Here is a 15,298-nt window from a genome sequence, read left to right on the forward strand (position 1 = left end):
TGGTATTAGTATCCGGCTTGTGACCGGGTTTAATTAATTTTTTTTCACACTCACTTCATCGGTATCCAAATATGCGAGATCCAGACCCAACCCAAGTCCCATCTCGGTTAAAATCTCCTTAATTTCATTTAAGGATTTACGCCCAAAATTACGATAGCGTAACATCTCGCTCTCGGTCTTGGTGACCAATTCACCGATCATTTTGATATTGGCGGTTTTCAGGCAATTGCTGGAACGAACGGAGAGTTCCATTTCTTCAACACTCCGGTTCAACAATTCCTTCATCTTTTCTTTCTCTTCATCCACCTCTTCAACTTCCTCAATGGGTTCTTCTTCAAAGTTGATGAAAATCGGCATATGATCCTTCAAAATTTTTGCCGCATGGGCCAATGCATCTTCCGGGCGCATACGTCCATCCGTCCATATCTCTATGAGCAATTTGTCATAATCAGTCATCTGTCCCACCCGGGTATTTTCGCTGTCAATTTTCACTTTGGTGACCGGCGTAAAAATCGAATCCACCGGAATGGTCCCCAAAGGATGGTCATCCCTCCGGTTTCGCGCAGCATCGACATACCCGCGGCCTGAATTCACTTCAATTTCCATTTCCAATTTAGCATCACGGTCATTGAGCGTTGCAATATGCAGTTCAGAGTTGACGATCTCAACCGTATCATCCGTTTGAATATCAGCTGCCGTCACTTCGCGCTCTCCAGTCACATTAATCCGGATAAGCTTAGGCCCGTCTTCATGCAATTTGAGTTTCAACTGCTTCATATTCAAAACAATATCGGTTGTATCTTCCACTACACCGGCAATCGCTGAATACTCATGTTCAGCCCCTGTGATGCGGATGGCAGTCACTGCCGCCGCTTGGATGGAAGACTGCAAAATTCTGCGCATCGAATTACCGATGGTAATGGCAAACCCCCGCTCAAACGGTTCAGCGATAAATTTCCCATATTTACCGGTAAGGGTTTCCCGGTCACAATCCAGTCTTTCAGGTTTCACTAAACTTTTTAATTTCATCATTCCACACCCCTTTTGGCGATAAAAGATTATTTTGAGTACAATTCGACGATCAGCTGTTCCTCAACCGGAATAGCCATGGCTTCCTTGCTTGGAATCATTTTAAAAACACCTGACATGGTTTCCGGATTGACTTCAAGCCATTCCGGCACGCCGCCGCGCCGGGCAATGCTCTCAACAGCCTGCTTGACAACCTTCAATTCCCTGCTTTTTTCCTTCACTTCAATTTTATCTCCTATTTTCACTAAATAGGATGCAATGTCAACCTTGCGGCCATTAACCTTGAGATGACCATGATTGACCAACTGGCGTGCTTCAAGACGATTAACCGCATAACCCATGCGATAAACAACATTATCCAATCGTCTTTCCAAATACTGCAACATAATTTCACCGGTCACGCCTTGTTTGGAACTGGCCCATACATAGTACCGGCGGAATTGACGTTCCAACAATCCGTAAATACGACGGAGTTTTTGTTTTTCCCGGAGCTGCTTACCGTAATCGGAAAGCTTCGACCGGGTATCCTTGTGCTGCCCGGGAGCATAATTACGGCGTTCAAAAGCGCACTTGTCCGTCGAGCATTTGCTGCCTTTCAGAAAAAGTTTCATGCCCTCGCGCCGGCATTGTCTGCATTCTGAGCCAACATATCTGGCCATTGTCTAATTCCTCCTTGTTTTCTTGGAGCTCTTTATATCCTTCAATTTAGACCCTTCTCCGCTTGGGAGCACGACAGCCATTGTGAGGAATCGGGGTTACATCTTTGATAACCGTAATATCCAAACCGATTGCCTGTAAGCTCCTGATCGCGGCTTCACGACCGGCACCCGGACCTTTTACATAAACTGCGACTTCCTTCATCCCCGCTTCGAGTGCCCGTCGACCTGCCGCCTCGGCAGCCATCTGCGCGGCAAAAGGCGTACTTTTCCTCGACCCTTTGAATCCTACCTGACCGGCGGAAGACCAGGAAACAACCGCACCGGTCTTGTCGGTGATGGATACAATGGTGTTGTTGAATGTCGACTGGATATGTGCCATACCCTCATGGGGAACTTTCTTTAATTTTTTCTTACTACGGCTCGAACCTTTTTTAACCACGCTTAGTGCCTCCTTGTCATACCATCGCCATTTCCGGCTTTGGCCGGAAATGCCCTAACAGACTATTTTTTATCGGCAGTCTTTTTGCCGGCAATCGTTTTGCGCGGACCCTTACGTGTTCTGGCATTGGTCTGTGTACGCTGTCCCCGAACAGGCAGTCCCCGGCGATGACGCAGCCCGCGATAACTTCCAATGTCAATCAGTCGTTTGATATCCGTACTGACCTCACGCCGCAGGTCACCTTCGACCTTGTAGCTTTTATTAATAATGGTCTGCAGATGATAGGATTCATCTTCTGTCAGATTTTTTACACGAATATCCGCTGAAAGATTGGCTTCAATCAAAATCCGCTTGGCATACGCAGGGCCGATACCATAAATATAGGTTAAGGCCACTTCAATTCTTTTGTCTTTCGGCAAGTCAACACCGCTAATGCGTGCCATATTTTCTACCCTCCCTTAATTCTTTCTTAAATCATGAACAGCGGAACAGCTGATCAATTGACCGCAGGTGAGCGGTGACCAGTTCCACTGAATTTTGTTCTTTCGCTTTTCTCTACTGCTCTGCTGTTCAATTGCTCACCTGCTCTGCGCTCCGTACAGTGGAGCGCTATCCCTGACGCTGCTTGTGCTTGGGATTGGTGCAAATAATCCGGACAATTCCCTTCCGCTTGATTATTTTACATTTTTCACACATAGGTTTTACCGACGCTCTCACTTTCATAACCTGAAAGTCCTCGCTTTCCATTACTTAAATCGATAGGTAATCCGTCCCCGCTGAAGGTCATAAGGCGACAATTCAACCGTAACTCGATCACCCGGTAAAATTCTTATAAAGTGCATGCGCATTTTACCGGAAATATGCGCTAAAACAACATGGGCGTTTTCCAGTTCCACCCGAAACATAGCATTGGGCAACGCTTCCAAAACTTTTCCTTCCAACTGAATGGAATCCTCTTTTGCCGTCGTCTTGACTTCTTTCACCAAGTTCTTTTTCTTTTTTTTATCACTGCGCTTGCCGCCACGGCGAGGCCTCATACTGTTAGAACCTCCATCCCAGAGTCTAAAATTGCGATCGTATTTTCAAAATGTGCTGATCGCTTTCCATCCCGGGTAACCACTGTCCAGTGGTCATCCAATATCTTGACAGGAAATTTCCCGGCATTCACCATCGGTTCAATCGCCATAATCATCCCGTGTTTCAAGAGCACACCTTGGTGCGGTTCCCCAAAATTCGGGATCTGGGGATCTTCATGCAGGTTCTTCCCGATGCCATGCCCTACAAAATCACGCACAACAGAAAACCCTGCCGCCTCAACATACTTTTGTATCGCATGCCCGATATCTGATAAGCGATTCCCAATCTTGGCCTGGGCAAGCCCGATCTCGAGCGACGCTTGGGTGGTATCCATCAGCCGGCGGGTTTCATTATCCACATCACCCACCGCATAGGTACGGGCTGCATCACCATGCCACCCCCCCATCACAGCGCCTACATCCACGCTGATAATCTCGCCTTCTTGAAGCCGACGGTCGCTCGGAATACCATGCACGACCTGAGAATCAATCGAAGTACACAATGTACTCGGAAAACCGTTGTAACCCTTAAAAGACGGAATCGCGCCGCGATCACGAATTTTCTTCTCCGCCCATTGATCCAGCGCCAGTGTACTTATCCCGGGCTTAATCAATTTCCTCAAGCCGTCTAGAACTTCTGCAACAATACGGCCGGATTTGCGCATTTTTTTTACATCCTGCAGACTGCGAAGGTGAATCACTTATTTATTCCACTCAGCCGCCGAACGGATCATATTAACAATCTCAGCAATCTCTCCGATCGCCGTGATTGACCGTAATAACCCTGTGCGACGGTAAAAATCAACCAACGGTGCAGTCTGTTCATTGTAGACATCCAAGCGCTTGCTAATCGTTTCCTCGTTATCATCCGCCCGTTGTACCAGCTCCGTACTACACTGATCGCAGATGCCTGCCTGCTTGGGTTTAAGATTCGTATTCACATTATAGTTGGCCTTGCACTTCGGACATCCCCGGCGTCCGGTCAGACGCTGAATAATCACATCACGCGGCACATCGATATTAATGACCGCAGAAAGGGCACTGCCTTTATTCTCCAAAATTTCATCCAACGCTTCCGCCTGTTGAATTGTGCGCGGAAAACCATCCAAAATAAATCCCTGCACAGCATCCGCTTCATCCAAACGCCCCGCCACCATTTTGGTCACCAATGCATCCGGCACCAAAGCACCTTGATCCATGTATCCCTTGGCTTCTTGTCCCAAGTCAGTCCCTTGCTTTACATTGGCCCGCAGGATATCACCGGTCGAAATTGTGGGAATACCCCATTCCTGACTCAAGGGTCCGGCATAGGTTCCCTTCCCTGCACCCGGTGCGCCTAAAAAAACCATCTGCTTTTTTTCACTCATATGCCCGCCTCCTGCCAATCAAAAACACACTTCCTAAAATGAGGTTCTGCCTTTTAATTTCCCCTGCTTCATGAAGCCTTCGTAATGCCGCATCAGAAGATGCGATTCAATCTGCTTCATGGTATCCAGTGCAACACCCACCACAATCAGTAATGTGGTCCCACCGAAATACCAGCCAATCGACATCTGTTTGGCCAGAAAATCGGGTAAAATCGCGATCACAACAATGGCCAGTGAGCCGCCCAAAGTAATGCGTGAAAGCGTCTGATCAATATATTCAGCCGTTGATTTCCCCGGACGCAGTCCCGGGATAAACCCCCCGTATTTTTTCATGTTTTCCGCCACATCGGTTGGATTGAAAGTAATCGCCGTATAAAAATAGCAGAAAAATACAATTAAAAACGCATATAATAATGTATATAAAAGACTTCCCGGTGACATATGCTGAACCAACATCTGAATGAGACTCTGACTCATACCTGATGAGTTGGGATTCTCAAAAAATTTGGCCAGCGTTGTCGGTGTAATCAATACCGAACTGGCAAAAATAACCGCGATAACCCCTGAATAATCCACCTTTAACGGCAGTTGGGTTGACTGACCGCGATAGACTTTTCTACCCACGACACGCTGAGCATACTGGACCGGTATTTTCCGAAAAGATTGCTGAATAATCACCGTCAAACCTACCAGGGATGATAGAACAATCAGGAAAATGAGTACCTGGATAAGGTTGATGGAACCGGCCTGGAAAAGCGCCCACATCGAACCGATTTCCATCGGCAGCCGCGCAACAATACCGGCAAAGATGATAATCGACATCCCATTGCCAATCCCCCGCTCGGAAATCTGCTCACCGAGCCACATAATAAAAATCGTACCCGATGTCAGGGTAAGCACCGTGGTAATTTGAAACCCTAATCCCCACTGAAGCACAATAGAATCTGCGCCGCCGCCCGGCGAAACATTATTCAGCATATAGGTCATCCCTACCGACTGAATAATACAAAGCAATACCGTCCCATAGCGGGTGTATTGCGTAATTTTTTTTCTGCCCTGCTCGCCCTCTTTAGAAAGCCTTTCCAAATACGGCACCACCGCTGTGAGCAATTGTATAATAATTGAGGTGGAGATATAAGGCATAATCCCCAGTGCAAATACCGAAAATTGGCTTAACGCTCCCCCGGAAAAAAGATCCATAAAGCCCAGCACGCCTCCAGCCTGACTCTGGATAAGCGTTTGCATGGCCGTCGCATTAATTCCCGGTGTGGGAACGTGCGATCCAATACGGTATACAAAAATCATGGCCAGCGTAAACAGAATTCGCCTTTTCAGCTCAGGAATGGAAATGGCGTTCTGAAAAGCTCCTATCATTAGAGCACCTCTGCTTTACCGCCTGCTGCGGTTAGTTTATCACTTGCGCTCTTAGAAAACTTATGCGCTTTAATTGTCATCTGCTTGGGTGCCTCACCGACTCCCAATATTTTCACTTTGACCTTTTTCTTAATCATGCCCTTGGCAACCAAACTCGCCGGATCAACCTGAACGCCGGCATCAAATTTAGCCAGGTCCTTCAGGTTCACAATTTCATACTCAGTCCGGAAAATATTGGTAAAACCCCGTTTGGGCATTTTTTGTGTAATGGGCATCTGCCCGCCTTCAAAACCGATTCCTTTGGTGCCGCCGCTACGGGCCTTCTGGCCGTTGCTGCCTTTGCCCGAGGTTTTTCCCCAACCGGATCCCAAACCCCGGCCGATGCGTTTTTTCTTTCGGCGTGCGCCTTGCGCAGGAGCCAAACTATTGATCTTCATGCTCCGTAGTCCCCTTTCCCTATGCCTTAACTTCTTCGACTTTAACTAAATGCTGAACCTTGCGGATCATTCCCCGGATCTCTGCCCGGTCGGGAAGCACATGAGAGCTGCCACGCTTTGTCAATCCCAGAGCGCTCACGGTTTGACGCTGCCGCTGAGTGGTTCCGTTGATACTGCGTTCTAAGGTAACTTTCACTTGGTCACTCATACCGAGGTCGCCTCCTTCTCCTTAGCGTGTAAAGACGCACCCGGCAATTTGCCGCGGAGTCGGAGTACTTCTTCCTCGCACAGCAAATCCCTAAAGCCTGCGAAGGTTGCATAGAGCACATTGTGCGGATTGTTGGTCCCGATAATTTTGGTCAAAATATCGTGTACTCCGGCCACATCCATGACGGCGCGAACCGCGCCTCCGGCAATAATCCCGGTACCGGGCGAAGCCGGTTTCATCATAACCCGAGCGGCACCAAAACGCCCCACAATGGCATGCGTAATCGTGTTTTTGCGCAAGGGAATCTTGACCATGTTTTTTTTTGCTTCTTCCACCGCCTTGGCGATGGATGCCGGTACTTCATTCGCCTTGCCCAGACCAAAACCCACCAGTCCCTTGCCGTCGCCAACAACGACCAGCGAAGAAAACTTGAAGCGCCTGCCACCCTTGACAACTTTAGCGACACGGTTGATCTTGACAACACGGTCTTTCAATTCCATTGCATTGGTATCAATTTTTGATTTCAAAACAATTCCTCCTCAAGCACTGTTCAAATTAAAATTCCAGTCCCGATTCGCGTGCTGCGTCAGCCAGCGCTTTCACCGCACCATGATATTTGTTTCCGCCGCGATCAAATACAACCTGTTTAATCCCTTTGGCCAGCGAACGCTGGGCAATCAGACTCCCCACCTCTTTGGCCGCTGATGTATTCCCGCGGGAATTAATTTTTTTCTTCACATCCGCTTCTTGCGTGCTTGCGGTCGCAAGGGTTTTCCCCTCGCGATCATCAATCACCTGAATATAATAATTTTTGTGACTTTTGAACACATTCAAACGCGGACGTTCGGAAGTTCCGCTGACCTGCCTGCGAATCCTGCCGTGACGCACACTCCTCACTTGTTCACGCGATTGTTTCAATGCCATCGAATCCGGCCTCCTTTACTTCTTGCCGCCGACACCGGCACCGGCTTTACCCACCTTGGTACGAACCTGCTCGCCTTCATAGCGGATACCTTTGCCTTTGTACGGTTCCGGTTTTCTTACAAACCTCAACTCGGCCGCAACTGCACCGACCAATTGTTTATCAATTCCTTTGACCACCACAATGGTCGGTTTAGGTACTTCCAGGGTAATCCCGGCCGGTGCGTCATAATCCACCGGATGTGAATACCCGACATTCAGCGTCAATTTAGCACCGGTAACCTGCGCACGATAACCGATCCCGCGTATTTCCAGACTCTTCTCAAACCCATCCGACACACCTTTGACCATATTATAAATCAAAGTACGCGTCAGTCCAAAGAGTCCGCGAAAAAGACGGTCATTACTTTTCGGCGGCTTCACCACCACCTGCTCGGCCGTAACCTCAATCTCCATGGCTGGATGCAGATCGCGTTCCAATTTTCCCTTCGGTCCGCTGACAACAATATGATTACCTTTCAACTCTACGGTAACCCCTTTTGTAATCGGAACCGGCAATTTACCTACACGTGACATTGCGCGCCTCCCTTACCAAATATAACAGAGCACTTCGCCGCCTACACGGGCGTTGCGTGCCTGCCGGTCTGTCATAATACCTCTGGACGTTGACAATATGGCCACACCCAGTCCGCCCAAAACCCGGGGGATTTCATCTGCCGATGTATAGACACGGCAACCCGGTTTGGAAATACGCTTCATATTCTTAATGACGCGCTCGCGGTTGGGACCATATTTCATAAACACCCGCAGGGTGCCCTGACGACGATCCTCGATAAACCGGTAGTTTTTTATAAACCCCTCATCCTTGATCAACCGGACGATATCCTGCTTCATGCGGGAAAACGGCACGTCCACTTTCTCATGGTTGGCCCGGTTAGCATTCCGGATGCGTGTCAATAAATCAGCAATGGTATCAGTCATTGACATTTTTTTCCACCCTCTCTTACCTGGCAGTTTGCTGCCATCTTAAGGATTACCAGCTTGCTTTTACAACGCCGGGAATCTGTCCTTGGCTGGCCATCGTACGAAAACAAATACGACAAATCCCGAATTTACGCAAATACGCCCGCGGCCGACCACACAACTGGCAGCGATTATATTTGCGAACCTTAAATTTTGGTTCTTTTTTCTGCTTATTAATCAAACAGATTTTTGCCATAATTCCTCCTGCCTACCGTTTTGCAAAAGGCGCTCCGAAAAAGCGCAGGAGCTCTTCCGCCTCTTTGTCCGTCTTGGCGCTGGTGACGATGGTTATATTCATCCCATGAATTTCCTGGATTTTGTCAAAATTGACTTCAGGAAATATAATCTGCTCTTTTATCCCCATGTTGTAATTTCCGCGCCCATCAAACCCTTTGACGGAAATGCCGCGAAAATCCTTGATCCGGGGAAACGCCAAGTTGAGCAGGCGATCCAGGAATTCATACATCTGCGTACCACGCAATGTCACCCGGGTACCAATCGGATTGTTCTCACGCAGTTTGAAATTCGAAATCGACTGTTTTGCCCGTGTCACCACAGCGTGCTGACCGGTGATCTGTGCCAATTCCGATGCAGCTACTTCGAGAAGCTTGATATTCTCGGTAGCTCTGCCGATCCCGACATTGAGCACGATCTTCTCGACCTTCGGTGTTTCCATGCGGTTTTTGTAGGAGAATTTCTCCTTCATCGCCGGGACGATTTCCTTCTCGTATTTTTCCTTCAGTCGTGCCATTGTCAGCTTTCCTCCATAGTCAGCGGGCCTGATACAACCAGGCTTAGTCCAGCATCTCTTTGCATTTTTTACAGATTCGGACAAATTTCGCCTTTTCACCGGATTGCTGGAATTTGATGCCGGTGACTTCGTTGCACTTGTTACAAATCAATTTCAACTTCGCCAGTGCAATCGGCGCTTCTTTTTCCAAAATACCACCCTGCGGCATTTTCTGCGTCGGACGGGTATGCCGTTTCACAAAGTTAACTTTTTCAACCAAGGCATTATTGGCCTTGGGAAAAACTTTCAAAATTTTTCCGCTCTTCCCCCGGTCTTTGCCGGAAATCACGGTCACGATATCATTTTTATGAATCTTTGGTTTAATCGTTCCCATCTGCATATCCTTTCCTATTTTGCTTAAACAACCTCAGGGGCCAATGATACTATTTTCGCAAAATTACGTTCACGCAATTCACGTGCCACCGGTCCAAAAATACGTGTTCCCCGGGGATTCATCTGCTCATTAATCACCACGGCCGCATTTTCATCAAAACGGATATACGATCCATCTGCACGGCGGCAGTTCTTTGCCACCCGTACAACCACACAACGGACGATATCGCTTTTTTTCACCTGCGCGCCCGGAATTGCTTCTTTGACCGCACCGACAATAATATCGCCTAAGCTGGCATAGCGGCGACGTGTCCCGCCCAGGACTTTAATACACTGTATTTTTTTCGCCCCGGAATTATCCGAAACCTTCAACATAGTTTGTACCTGAATCATAGCGCCAGTCTCCTTTACGAGCCGGTTTGAACCTTTGCCCGACCGACAATTTCAACCAACTTGAAATATTTGTCCTTGGACAAAGGGCGTGTTTCGCGAATTCGCACGGTATCACCGATGCTGCATTCGTTTTTTTCATCATGCACTTTGTATTTTTTTGTCCGGCGGATGTAACGTTTGTAACGCGGATGTTGGACCTGACGGTCGATCGCGACAACAATGGTTTTGTCCATCCGGTTACTCGTTACAACACCAATTTTATCCTTGGTGGTAATCAGCCCAGCCATGGCTTCCTCCTTTGGTTCTTCTCAAAAATTATTTCTTCTGGCTCTCCGCAGCAACGGTCGTGGTGACGCCCTTTATTGTCATCTCCCGCAACAGTGTCTGCACTTTTGCAATATCTTTCCGGGTCGCGGACAACTGCGCCGTATTCTCCACCTGCTTGGTCTGAACCTTGATCTTCAGCTTAAAAAGATTATCCCGAAATTCACCCAGCTTGCGTTCCAATTCCTCTTTATTCATTTCACGAAATTTATCAATACGCATAATTAAGCCCCCACTTCCTCGCGTGCAACCACACGCGTCAAGACCGGCAAGCGGTGAGCAGCCAATACAAATGCTTCCTTGGCAATTTTTTCGTTTACACCGTCCAGCTCAAATAAAACCCGGCCAGGTTTAACAACCGCCACCCAGCCTTCGGGCGAACCTTTACCCTTACCCATACGCGTTTCAGCCGGTTTCTTGGTAAAAGGTTTGTCCGGAAAAATCCTGATCCATACCTTGCCGCCACGTTTTAGATGGCGATTGATGACAATACGGCAAGCTTCAATCTGGGCACTGGTGATCCACCCGGCTTCGAGTGTTTTAAGACCAAAGGTCCCAAAACTCACCTTGGCACCTCGGTGTGCCATTCCTCGATTTTTCCCGCGTTGCACCTTGCGATGTTTAACTCTTTTAGGCAGTAGCATTTCGCTTGGTCCCCTGTTTCTCTGCTTCTTTTTTTTCATCGAGATAAATCCAAATCTTAATTCCGATGGCACCGTAGGTCGTGCGGGCCGTGGCTTGGCCATACTGAATGTTTGCGCGCAACGTATGCAAAGGAATTCGTCCCTCGCGGTACCACTCACGGCGAGCGATTTCAGCACCTGCGAGTCGACCGCCACATGCGATCCGGATACCCTTGGCACCCATTTCCATGGTGCTTTGCACCGCACGTTTCATGGCGCGCCGGAAGGCGATACGCCGCTCCAACTGACGGGCAACATTTTCCGCCACCAAAACCGCATCAAGTTCAGGACGCTTGACCTCAACAATATTGATATACACTTGCTTACCGGTCAATTTCTGAACATCTTTACGCAATTGATCAATTTCCGATCCCTTTTTTCCAATGATGATACCCGGTTTGGCCGCGTAGATCGTTATTGTTGCACGTTGTGACGCACGCTCGATTTCAGTTTTTGAAATACCGGCATGTCTTAAACGATCTTTCAAAAATTTCCGGATTTTAATGTCTTCCAACAAAAGCTCACCGTAATTCTTACGGGCAAACCATTGCGAGTCCCATGTACGAGTGATTCCCAGCCGAATTCCGATGGGGTTGACCTTTTGACCCACGGTAAACCTCCTTACGCTTTCACTGCTGCTTCAACGGCTTTGCCGTCGGAAACAACAAGAGTTATATGTGTCGTCTCGACACGAATTTTACTGGCACGCCCCATGGCCCGGGGAATAAAACGCTTGGCATTGCGCAGTTGCCCCCCCATATCCGCGCGGATTTCCTTTATGAATAACGCGGCCGGATCAATATCAGGTTGCTGACTGGCTGCGGCGATAGCCGATTTAATCAAACGGATCAGGATCGGTGATGCCGCCTTGGGCACAAACTGAAGAATATTGAGTGCTTCATCAACCTTTTTCATCCTGATGACTTTCGCCACCACATTAACTTTCCGTGGTGTGATTCGAATGTGCCGCGCCATTACTTTTTTGTCCATCACTTGCCTCCTCGTCCCCCGCCAGGTAAGGAACATTCCCATAGGGGCGACCGGCCGGTCGCCCCTACGATATTAATTATTTAACCGACGTCGATTTTTCGCTCTTGCTATGCCCTTTAAACGTACGGGTTGGTGCGAATTCCCCTAATTTGTGTCCTACCATATTTTCCGTCAAATAAACCGGCAAAAATTTCTTGCCGTTATGCACTGCCAATGTAAATCCGACCATCTCCGGTGTTATGGTTGACCGGCGTGCCCAGACTTTGATGACTTTTTTTTCATTATTCTGAACCATCATCTCAATTTTTTTGTCAAGCTTGGGATCAACATAAGGCCCCTTTTTGAGCGAGCGTGTCACAATCAGGCCTCCTTATTTTTTATTTTTGCGCCGACGAATAATCATCCGGTCGCTTTCTTTATTCTTCTGACGCGTTTTGTAACCCTTGGTCGGTACACCCCAGGGAGAAACCGGATGACGACCACCGGATGAACGCCCTTCACCACCACCATGTGGATGATCCACCGGATTTTTCACAACACCGCGACTACGCGGTTTGAATCCGAGCCAGCGATGACGGCCCGCTTTTCCGATCGTGACATTTTCATGTTCCGGATTGCTGACCTGTCCCAGCGTAGCCTTGCAATCCAAGTGAATCAGACGCATTTCATGCGAAGGCAGCCGAACATGCGCATAATCGCCTTCCTTAGCCAAAAGCTGCGCCGAACTTCCGGCTGATCGAACCAGGCGGGCTTTCCCGCCGTTTTTCAATTCAATATTGTGGATCAACTCACCGGTCGGGATTTTGCGCAGCGGGAGTGTGTTGCCCGCCTGAATTTCCGCATCCGGGCCTGAAGTTAAAACCATACCAATTTTAATCTTGGCCGGTGCAACAATATAACGTTTCTCACCATCCGCATACTGCAACAATGCGATCCGCGCCGACCGGTTGGGATCATACTCAATTGTAATCACCTTGGCAGGAATACCAAATTTATCCCGCGTAAAATCAATTAGACGATACCGCCGCTTATGACCGCCTGATTTCCGGCGCGCAGTATACCGGCCGTTCACATTGTGCCCGCCGCTCTTGGTTAATTTTCTTATCAGTGATTTTTCAGGTGTCGACGTTGTAATATCTGAAAAATCGTGACCTGTCATCTGGCGCCGGCCGGGGCTGGTTGGACGATATATTTTTAAAGGCATCCTATTTCTCCTTTATTCTTTATCTGTATCGTAGAAGTGACCGGTCGGTCACCTTACGATACTAAACACCCTCGTAAATCTCGATGCGTTCACCTTGTTTTAATGTCACCATGGCTTTTTTCCATGAATGTTTTCCTGAAACATGAGCACCAAAACGGCGCGATTTTCCGGGAATGGTTACCGTATTAACATCAATTACTTTAACCTTAAAAATTTGCTCAATTGCCTGCTTGATCTCGATTTTATTTGCACGACGGTCGACTTCAAACGCATAAGCATTTTTACGTTCTTTAGCCTGACTGGTCTTCTCCGTAATCAATGGGCGTTTAATGATTGTGTAGGGATTCATTTGCCTAATCTCTCCTCTATCTGGTTAATCGCCTCACGGGTCACCACCAAATGATCGCAATTCACCAAATCATAGGTATTGATATTTTGTGGATTCAAAATCAGTAATTTTTCGATATTCCTACCTGACAGACGCACTTTTTCATCCTGTGAATCCATCACAATGGTTGTCTGGCCGCCTAACTTAAGATTTTTTAAAACCGCGACCATTTCCTTGGTTTTGATTTCGGAAAAAACCAATTGATCCAATACCACCATTTGCTCATCAGCCAACTTGGCGGAAAAAACCGAGCACAATGCCTGGCGCCGCATTTTCTTAGGCATTTCCCAGGTATAATCACGCGGTTTGGGACCGAAGGTAACACCACCCTTGTTCCACAACGGGGAACGATTGCTGCCGGCACGGGCACGACCTGTGCCCTTCTGACGCCAGGGCTTTGCACCGCCACCGGACACCTCGGCCCGGGTTTTGGTGCATGCCGTTCCACGACGCTTGTTGGCCATGTGACTCTGGACCGCTTCCCAAACAAGATGCTGATTGACCTTGGCTCCGAATACTTTGTCGGAAAGGCTCACTTCACCCACAGGCTGATTTTCACGATTGACAACCTTCAATACGGGCATTATTTTTTACCTCCCCGATTGCTTTCCCGGATCACTACCAGATCACGATTGGCGCCTGGAACTGATCCGCGAATTAAAATTAAATTTTGTTTTTCATCAATTTTGACAAGTTTGACTTTTAAAGCCGAAACTTTTTCATGGCCCATATGGCCCGGCATGCCCAACCCCTTTAAAACACGGGAAGGATCGGATGATTGCCCGATTGAACCGGGTGCACGGTGAAACATGGACCCATGGGAGCCGCCACCGCCGGAAAAATTATGCCGCTTAATAACACCTTGAAATCCTTTGCCTTTGGAAATCCCGATGACATCCACCCAGGGAACATCCTTAAAAATTTCCGGTCCAAAGGTTTGTCCCACTTCAAATGCTTCACCGGACTCAATGCGAATTTCGCGTAAAACCCGTGCAGGCTTTAAATTCCGTTTGGTAAACTGTCCCAAACGGGGTTTTTTTACCCGCTGTGGTTTTTGTTCTTCATACCCAACCTGGATTGCGGAATAACCGTCTTTTTCCTCGGTCTTCACCTGCACCACCGTACACGGTCCTGCCGAGACGACGGTAACGGGGATCACTTTTCCGTTGGCATCAAAAATCTGCGTCATGCCTACTTTTCTTCCAAGTATACTTTTCATTGCCATGATATTACCTCATCCGGTTTTTATACGTCTTATAACCAACAAACTCTATAACTTAATCTCCACGTCAACACCTGCCGGAAGATCCATTTTCATCAGTGCATCAATGGTTTTAGGTGTGGGCTCAACAATATCCAACAGCCGTTTATGTGTCCGCACCTCAAACTGTTCACGTGATTTTTTATCCACATGCGGACTGCGAAGTACAGTTACACGATTAATCCGGGTTGGCAAAGGAACAGGTCCAAAGACGCGGGCACCGGTCCTTTTTGCCGTCTCAATCACGTCTCCGGCCGAGCGGTCCAAAAGTTTGTGATCATATGCCTTCATTCTGATTCTGATTTTTTGCTGCTCCATTTATATCCTCCGCTTACCGCTGTCGTTTATTCTACAATCTCGGCGATAACGCCGGCGCCTACTGTATGACCGCCTTCACGA

The 15,298-nt window shown here is 48.0% G+C and carries 30 protein-coding genes; all 30 read right to left on the minus strand.

All coding sequences use genetic code 11. The features are described 5' to 3' along the window. Positions 1-33: 33 nt before the first annotated feature. Positions 34-1,032: a DNA-directed RNA polymerase subunit alpha gene (locus tag K8S19_09775; GenBank protein MCD4813961.1), complete on the minus strand. Its 999-nt coding sequence runs from the start codon at positions 1,030-1,032 to the stop codon at positions 34-36. Positions 1,033-1,058: 26 nt separating this feature from the next. Next, positions 1,059-1,688: a 30S ribosomal protein S4 gene (gene rpsD, locus K8S19_09780; GenBank protein MCD4813962.1), complete on the minus strand. Its 630-nt coding sequence runs from the start codon at positions 1,686-1,688 to the stop codon at positions 1,059-1,061. Between the two features lie 46 nt (positions 1,689-1,734). Then, the gene (gene rpsK / locus K8S19_09785) at positions 1,735-2,127 is read right to left on the minus strand and encodes a 30S ribosomal protein S11 (GenBank protein MCD4813963.1); all 393 of its coding nucleotides are present in this window, start codon (positions 2,125-2,127) and stop codon (positions 1,735-1,737) included. Positions 2,128-2,189: 62 nt separating this feature from the next. Next, a complete protein-coding gene (gene rpsM, locus K8S19_09790) occupies positions 2,190-2,570 on the minus strand; it encodes a 30S ribosomal protein S13 (protein ID MCD4813964.1) in 381 nt (126 codons plus the stop codon). Between the two features lie 166 nt (positions 2,571-2,736). After that, positions 2,737-2,850: a 50S ribosomal protein L36 gene (gene rpmJ, locus K8S19_09795; protein ID MCD4813965.1), complete on the minus strand. Its 114-nt coding sequence runs from the start codon at positions 2,848-2,850 to the stop codon at positions 2,737-2,739. Positions 2,851-2,873: 23 nt separating this feature from the next. After that, entirely contained in the window at positions 2,874-3,164 is a 291-nt protein-coding gene (gene infA, locus K8S19_09800) for a translation initiation factor IF-1 (protein ID MCD4813966.1), read from the minus strand. Next, complete coding sequence (gene map / locus K8S19_09805; protein MCD4813967.1) at positions 3,161-3,904, minus strand: type I methionyl aminopeptidase; 744 nt, start codon at positions 3,902-3,904, stop codon at positions 3,161-3,163. Before map ends, infA begins: the two co-directional genes overlap by 4 nt. Then, the gene (locus tag K8S19_09810; protein ID MCD4813968.1) at positions 3,905-4,570 is read right to left on the minus strand and encodes an adenylate kinase; all 666 of its coding nucleotides are present in this window, start codon (positions 4,568-4,570) and stop codon (positions 3,905-3,907) included. A 33-nt stretch (positions 4,571-4,603) separates the two neighbouring features. Then, complete coding sequence (secY, locus tag K8S19_09815) at positions 4,604-5,944, minus strand: preprotein translocase subunit SecY (GenBank protein MCD4813969.1); 1,341 nt, start codon at positions 5,942-5,944, stop codon at positions 4,604-4,606. Next, a complete protein-coding gene (gene rplO / locus K8S19_09820) occupies positions 5,944-6,381 on the minus strand; it encodes a 50S ribosomal protein L15 (protein MCD4813970.1) in 438 nt (145 codons plus the stop codon). The genes secY and rplO overlap by 1 nt, the downstream gene beginning before the upstream one ends. A 19-nt stretch (positions 6,382-6,400) precedes the next feature. Next, the gene (gene rpmD, locus K8S19_09825; GenBank protein MCD4813971.1) at positions 6,401-6,589 is read right to left on the minus strand and encodes a 50S ribosomal protein L30; all 189 of its coding nucleotides are present in this window, start codon (positions 6,587-6,589) and stop codon (positions 6,401-6,403) included. After that, on the minus strand, positions 6,586-7,104 hold the full coding sequence (rpsE, locus tag K8S19_09830) for a 30S ribosomal protein S5 (protein MCD4813972.1): 519 nt from the start codon (positions 7,102-7,104) through the stop codon (positions 6,586-6,588). Before rpsE ends, rpmD begins: the two co-directional genes overlap by 4 nt. Before the next feature lie 40 nt (positions 7,105-7,144). Further along, complete coding sequence (rplR, locus tag K8S19_09835) at positions 7,145-7,513, minus strand: 50S ribosomal protein L18 (protein ID MCD4813973.1); 369 nt, start codon at positions 7,511-7,513, stop codon at positions 7,145-7,147. A gap of 15 nt (positions 7,514-7,528) precedes the next feature. Continuing rightward, entirely contained in the window at positions 7,529-8,086 is a 558-nt protein-coding gene (gene rplF / locus K8S19_09840) for a 50S ribosomal protein L6 (GenBank protein ID MCD4813974.1), read from the minus strand. A gap of 12 nt (positions 8,087-8,098) precedes the next feature. Continuing rightward, complete coding sequence (gene rpsH / locus K8S19_09845) at positions 8,099-8,497, minus strand: 30S ribosomal protein S8 (GenBank protein MCD4813975.1); 399 nt, start codon at positions 8,495-8,497, stop codon at positions 8,099-8,101. 46 nt (positions 8,498-8,543) lie between these two features. Next, positions 8,544-8,729: a type Z 30S ribosomal protein S14 gene (locus tag K8S19_09850; GenBank protein ID MCD4813976.1), complete on the minus strand. Its 186-nt coding sequence runs from the start codon at positions 8,727-8,729 to the stop codon at positions 8,544-8,546. Between the two features lie 12 nt (positions 8,730-8,741). After that, positions 8,742-9,284, minus strand: coding sequence for a 50S ribosomal protein L5 (gene rplE, locus K8S19_09855; GenBank protein MCD4813977.1), 543 nt, complete (start codon positions 9,282-9,284; stop codon positions 8,742-8,744). 43 nt (positions 9,285-9,327) lie between these two features. After that, positions 9,328-9,657, minus strand: coding sequence for a 50S ribosomal protein L24 (rplX, locus tag K8S19_09860; GenBank protein MCD4813978.1), 330 nt, complete (start codon positions 9,655-9,657; stop codon positions 9,328-9,330). A gap of 23 nt (positions 9,658-9,680) precedes the next feature. Further along, the gene (gene rplN / locus K8S19_09865) at positions 9,681-10,049 is read right to left on the minus strand and encodes a 50S ribosomal protein L14 (protein ID MCD4813979.1); all 369 of its coding nucleotides are present in this window, start codon (positions 10,047-10,049) and stop codon (positions 9,681-9,683) included. Positions 10,050-10,063: 14 nt separating this feature from the next. Next, positions 10,064-10,336, minus strand: a complete 273-nt coding sequence (gene rpsQ / locus K8S19_09870) for a 30S ribosomal protein S17 (GenBank protein MCD4813980.1) — start codon at positions 10,334-10,336, stop codon at positions 10,064-10,066. A 28-nt stretch (positions 10,337-10,364) separates the two neighbouring features. Further along, positions 10,365-10,595 carry a 50S ribosomal protein L29 gene (gene rpmC, locus K8S19_09875; GenBank protein MCD4813981.1) on the minus strand — a complete coding sequence of 77 codons (231 nt, stop codon included), beginning with the start codon at positions 10,593-10,595 and terminating at the stop codon, positions 10,365-10,367. Between the two features lie 2 nt (positions 10,596-10,597). Beyond that, on the minus strand, positions 10,598-11,017 hold the full coding sequence (rplP, locus tag K8S19_09880) for a 50S ribosomal protein L16 (GenBank protein MCD4813982.1): 420 nt from the start codon (positions 11,015-11,017) through the stop codon (positions 10,598-10,600). Beyond that, positions 11,004-11,666 carry a 30S ribosomal protein S3 gene (rpsC, locus tag K8S19_09885; GenBank protein ID MCD4813983.1) on the minus strand — a complete coding sequence of 221 codons (663 nt, stop codon included), beginning with the start codon at positions 11,664-11,666 and terminating at the stop codon, positions 11,004-11,006. Before rpsC ends, rplP begins: the two co-directional genes overlap by 14 nt. An 11-nt stretch (positions 11,667-11,677) precedes the next feature. After that, positions 11,678-12,046, minus strand: coding sequence for a 50S ribosomal protein L22 (gene rplV / locus K8S19_09890; protein MCD4813984.1), 369 nt, complete (start codon positions 12,044-12,046; stop codon positions 11,678-11,680). 76 nt (positions 12,047-12,122) lie between these two features. Further along, the gene (rpsS, locus tag K8S19_09895; GenBank protein MCD4813985.1) at positions 12,123-12,404 is read right to left on the minus strand and encodes a 30S ribosomal protein S19; all 282 of its coding nucleotides are present in this window, start codon (positions 12,402-12,404) and stop codon (positions 12,123-12,125) included. A gap of 12 nt (positions 12,405-12,416) precedes the next feature. Beyond that, the gene (gene rplB / locus K8S19_09900; protein MCD4813986.1) at positions 12,417-13,250 is read right to left on the minus strand and encodes a 50S ribosomal protein L2; all 834 of its coding nucleotides are present in this window, start codon (positions 13,248-13,250) and stop codon (positions 12,417-12,419) included. Positions 13,251-13,311: 61 nt separating this feature from the next. Then, complete coding sequence (gene rplW, locus K8S19_09905) at positions 13,312-13,599, minus strand: 50S ribosomal protein L23 (protein MCD4813987.1); 288 nt, start codon at positions 13,597-13,599, stop codon at positions 13,312-13,314. Continuing rightward, positions 13,596-14,222: a 50S ribosomal protein L4 gene (rplD, locus tag K8S19_09910; protein ID MCD4813988.1), complete on the minus strand. Its 627-nt coding sequence runs from the start codon at positions 14,220-14,222 to the stop codon at positions 13,596-13,598. Before rplD ends, rplW begins: the two co-directional genes overlap by 4 nt. Continuing rightward, positions 14,222-14,863 (minus strand): 50S ribosomal protein L3, encoded by a 642-nt coding sequence (gene rplC, locus K8S19_09915; GenBank protein MCD4813989.1) that lies wholly within the window; start codon positions 14,861-14,863, stop codon positions 14,222-14,224. The genes rplD and rplC overlap by 1 nt, the downstream gene beginning before the upstream one ends. A gap of 45 nt (positions 14,864-14,908) precedes the next feature. After that, a complete protein-coding gene (rpsJ, locus tag K8S19_09920; GenBank protein MCD4813990.1) occupies positions 14,909-15,217 on the minus strand; it encodes a 30S ribosomal protein S10 in 309 nt (102 codons plus the stop codon). Positions 15,218-15,298: the final 81 nt, after the last annotated feature.

The sequence above is a fragment of the bacterium genome, from assembly GCA_021108215.1.
Taxonomy (GTDB): Bacteria; Oederibacteriota; JAAXVQ01; order JAAXVQ01; family JAUVAV01; genus JAIORK01.

What these genes read in the sequence shown, in the direction of transcription:
- rplC (MCD4813989.1), bottom strand. Translation starts at nt 14,863, where the DNA reads ATGGCAATGAAAAGTATACTTGGAAGAAAAGTAGGCATGACGCAGATT.
- rpmD (MCD4813971.1), bottom strand. Translation starts at nt 6,589, where the DNA reads ATGAGTGACCAAGTGAAAGTTACCTTAGAACGCAGTATCAACGGAACC.
- rpmJ (MCD4813965.1), bottom strand. Translation starts at nt 2,850, where the DNA reads ATGAAAGTGAGAGCGTCGGTAAAACCTATGTGTGAAAAATGTAAAATA.
- rpsQ (MCD4813980.1), bottom strand. Translation starts at nt 10,336, where the DNA reads ATGGCTGGGCTGATTACCACCAAGGATAAAATTGGTGTTGTAACGAGT.
- rplB (MCD4813986.1), bottom strand. Translation starts at nt 13,250, where the DNA reads ATGCCTTTAAAAATATATCGTCCAACCAGCCCCGGCCGGCGCCAGATG.
- rplV (MCD4813984.1), bottom strand. Translation starts at nt 12,046, where the DNA reads ATGGACAAAAAAGTAATGGCGCGGCACATTCGAATCACACCACGGAAA.
- rpsH (MCD4813975.1), bottom strand. Translation starts at nt 8,497, where the DNA reads ATGTCAATGACTGATACCATTGCTGATTTATTGACACGCATCCGGAAT.
- rplO (MCD4813970.1), bottom strand. Translation starts at nt 6,381, where the DNA reads ATGAAGATCAATAGTTTGGCTCCTGCGCAAGGCGCACGCCGAAAGAAA.
- rplP (MCD4813982.1), bottom strand. Translation starts at nt 11,017, where the DNA reads ATGCTACTGCCTAAAAGAGTTAAACATCGCAAGGTGCAACGCGGGAAA.
- rpsD (MCD4813962.1), bottom strand. Translation starts at nt 1,688, where the DNA reads ATGGCCAGATATGTTGGCTCAGAATGCAGACAATGCCGGCGCGAGGGC.
- infA (MCD4813966.1), bottom strand. Translation starts at nt 3,164, where the DNA reads ATGAGGCCTCGCCGTGGCGGCAAGCGCAGTGATAAAAAAAAGAAAAAG.
- rplD (MCD4813988.1), bottom strand. Translation starts at nt 14,222, where the DNA reads ATGCCCGTATTGAAGGTTGTCAATCGTGAAAATCAGCCTGTGGGTGAA.
- secY (MCD4813969.1), bottom strand. Translation starts at nt 5,944, where the DNA reads ATGATAGGAGCTTTTCAGAACGCCATTTCCATTCCTGAGCTGAAAAGG.
- rplX (MCD4813978.1), bottom strand. Translation starts at nt 9,657, where the DNA reads ATGGGAACGATTAAACCAAAGATTCATAAAAATGATATCGTGACCGTG.
- K8S19_09810 (MCD4813968.1), bottom strand. Translation starts at nt 4,570, where the DNA reads ATGAGTGAAAAAAAGCAGATGGTTTTTTTAGGCGCACCGGGTGCAGGG.
- rpmC (MCD4813981.1), bottom strand. Translation starts at nt 10,595, where the DNA reads ATGCGTATTGATAAATTTCGTGAAATGAATAAAGAGGAATTGGAACGC.
- rplE (MCD4813977.1), bottom strand. Translation starts at nt 9,284, where the DNA reads ATGGCACGACTGAAGGAAAAATACGAGAAGGAAATCGTCCCGGCGATG.
- rplW (MCD4813987.1), bottom strand. Translation starts at nt 13,599, where the DNA reads ATGAATCCCTACACAATCATTAAACGCCCATTGATTACGGAGAAGACC.
- rplR (MCD4813973.1), bottom strand. Translation starts at nt 7,513, where the DNA reads ATGGCATTGAAACAATCGCGTGAACAAGTGAGGAGTGTGCGTCACGGC.
- K8S19_09775 (MCD4813961.1), bottom strand. Translation starts at nt 1,032, where the DNA reads ATGATGAAATTAAAAAGTTTAGTGAAACCTGAAAGACTGGATTGTGAC.
- rpsJ (MCD4813990.1), bottom strand. Translation starts at nt 15,217, where the DNA reads ATGGAGCAGCAAAAAATCAGAATCAGAATGAAGGCATATGATCACAAA.
- K8S19_09850 (MCD4813976.1), bottom strand. Translation starts at nt 8,729, where the DNA reads ATGGCAAAAATCTGTTTGATTAATAAGCAGAAAAAAGAACCAAAATTT.
- rpsM (MCD4813964.1), bottom strand. Translation starts at nt 2,570, where the DNA reads ATGGCACGCATTAGCGGTGTTGACTTGCCGAAAGACAAAAGAATTGAA.
- rplN (MCD4813979.1), bottom strand. Translation starts at nt 10,049, where the DNA reads ATGATTCAGGTACAAACTATGTTGAAGGTTTCGGATAATTCCGGGGCG.
- rplF (MCD4813974.1), bottom strand. Translation starts at nt 8,086, where the DNA reads ATGTCACGTGTAGGTAAATTGCCGGTTCCGATTACAAAAGGGGTTACC.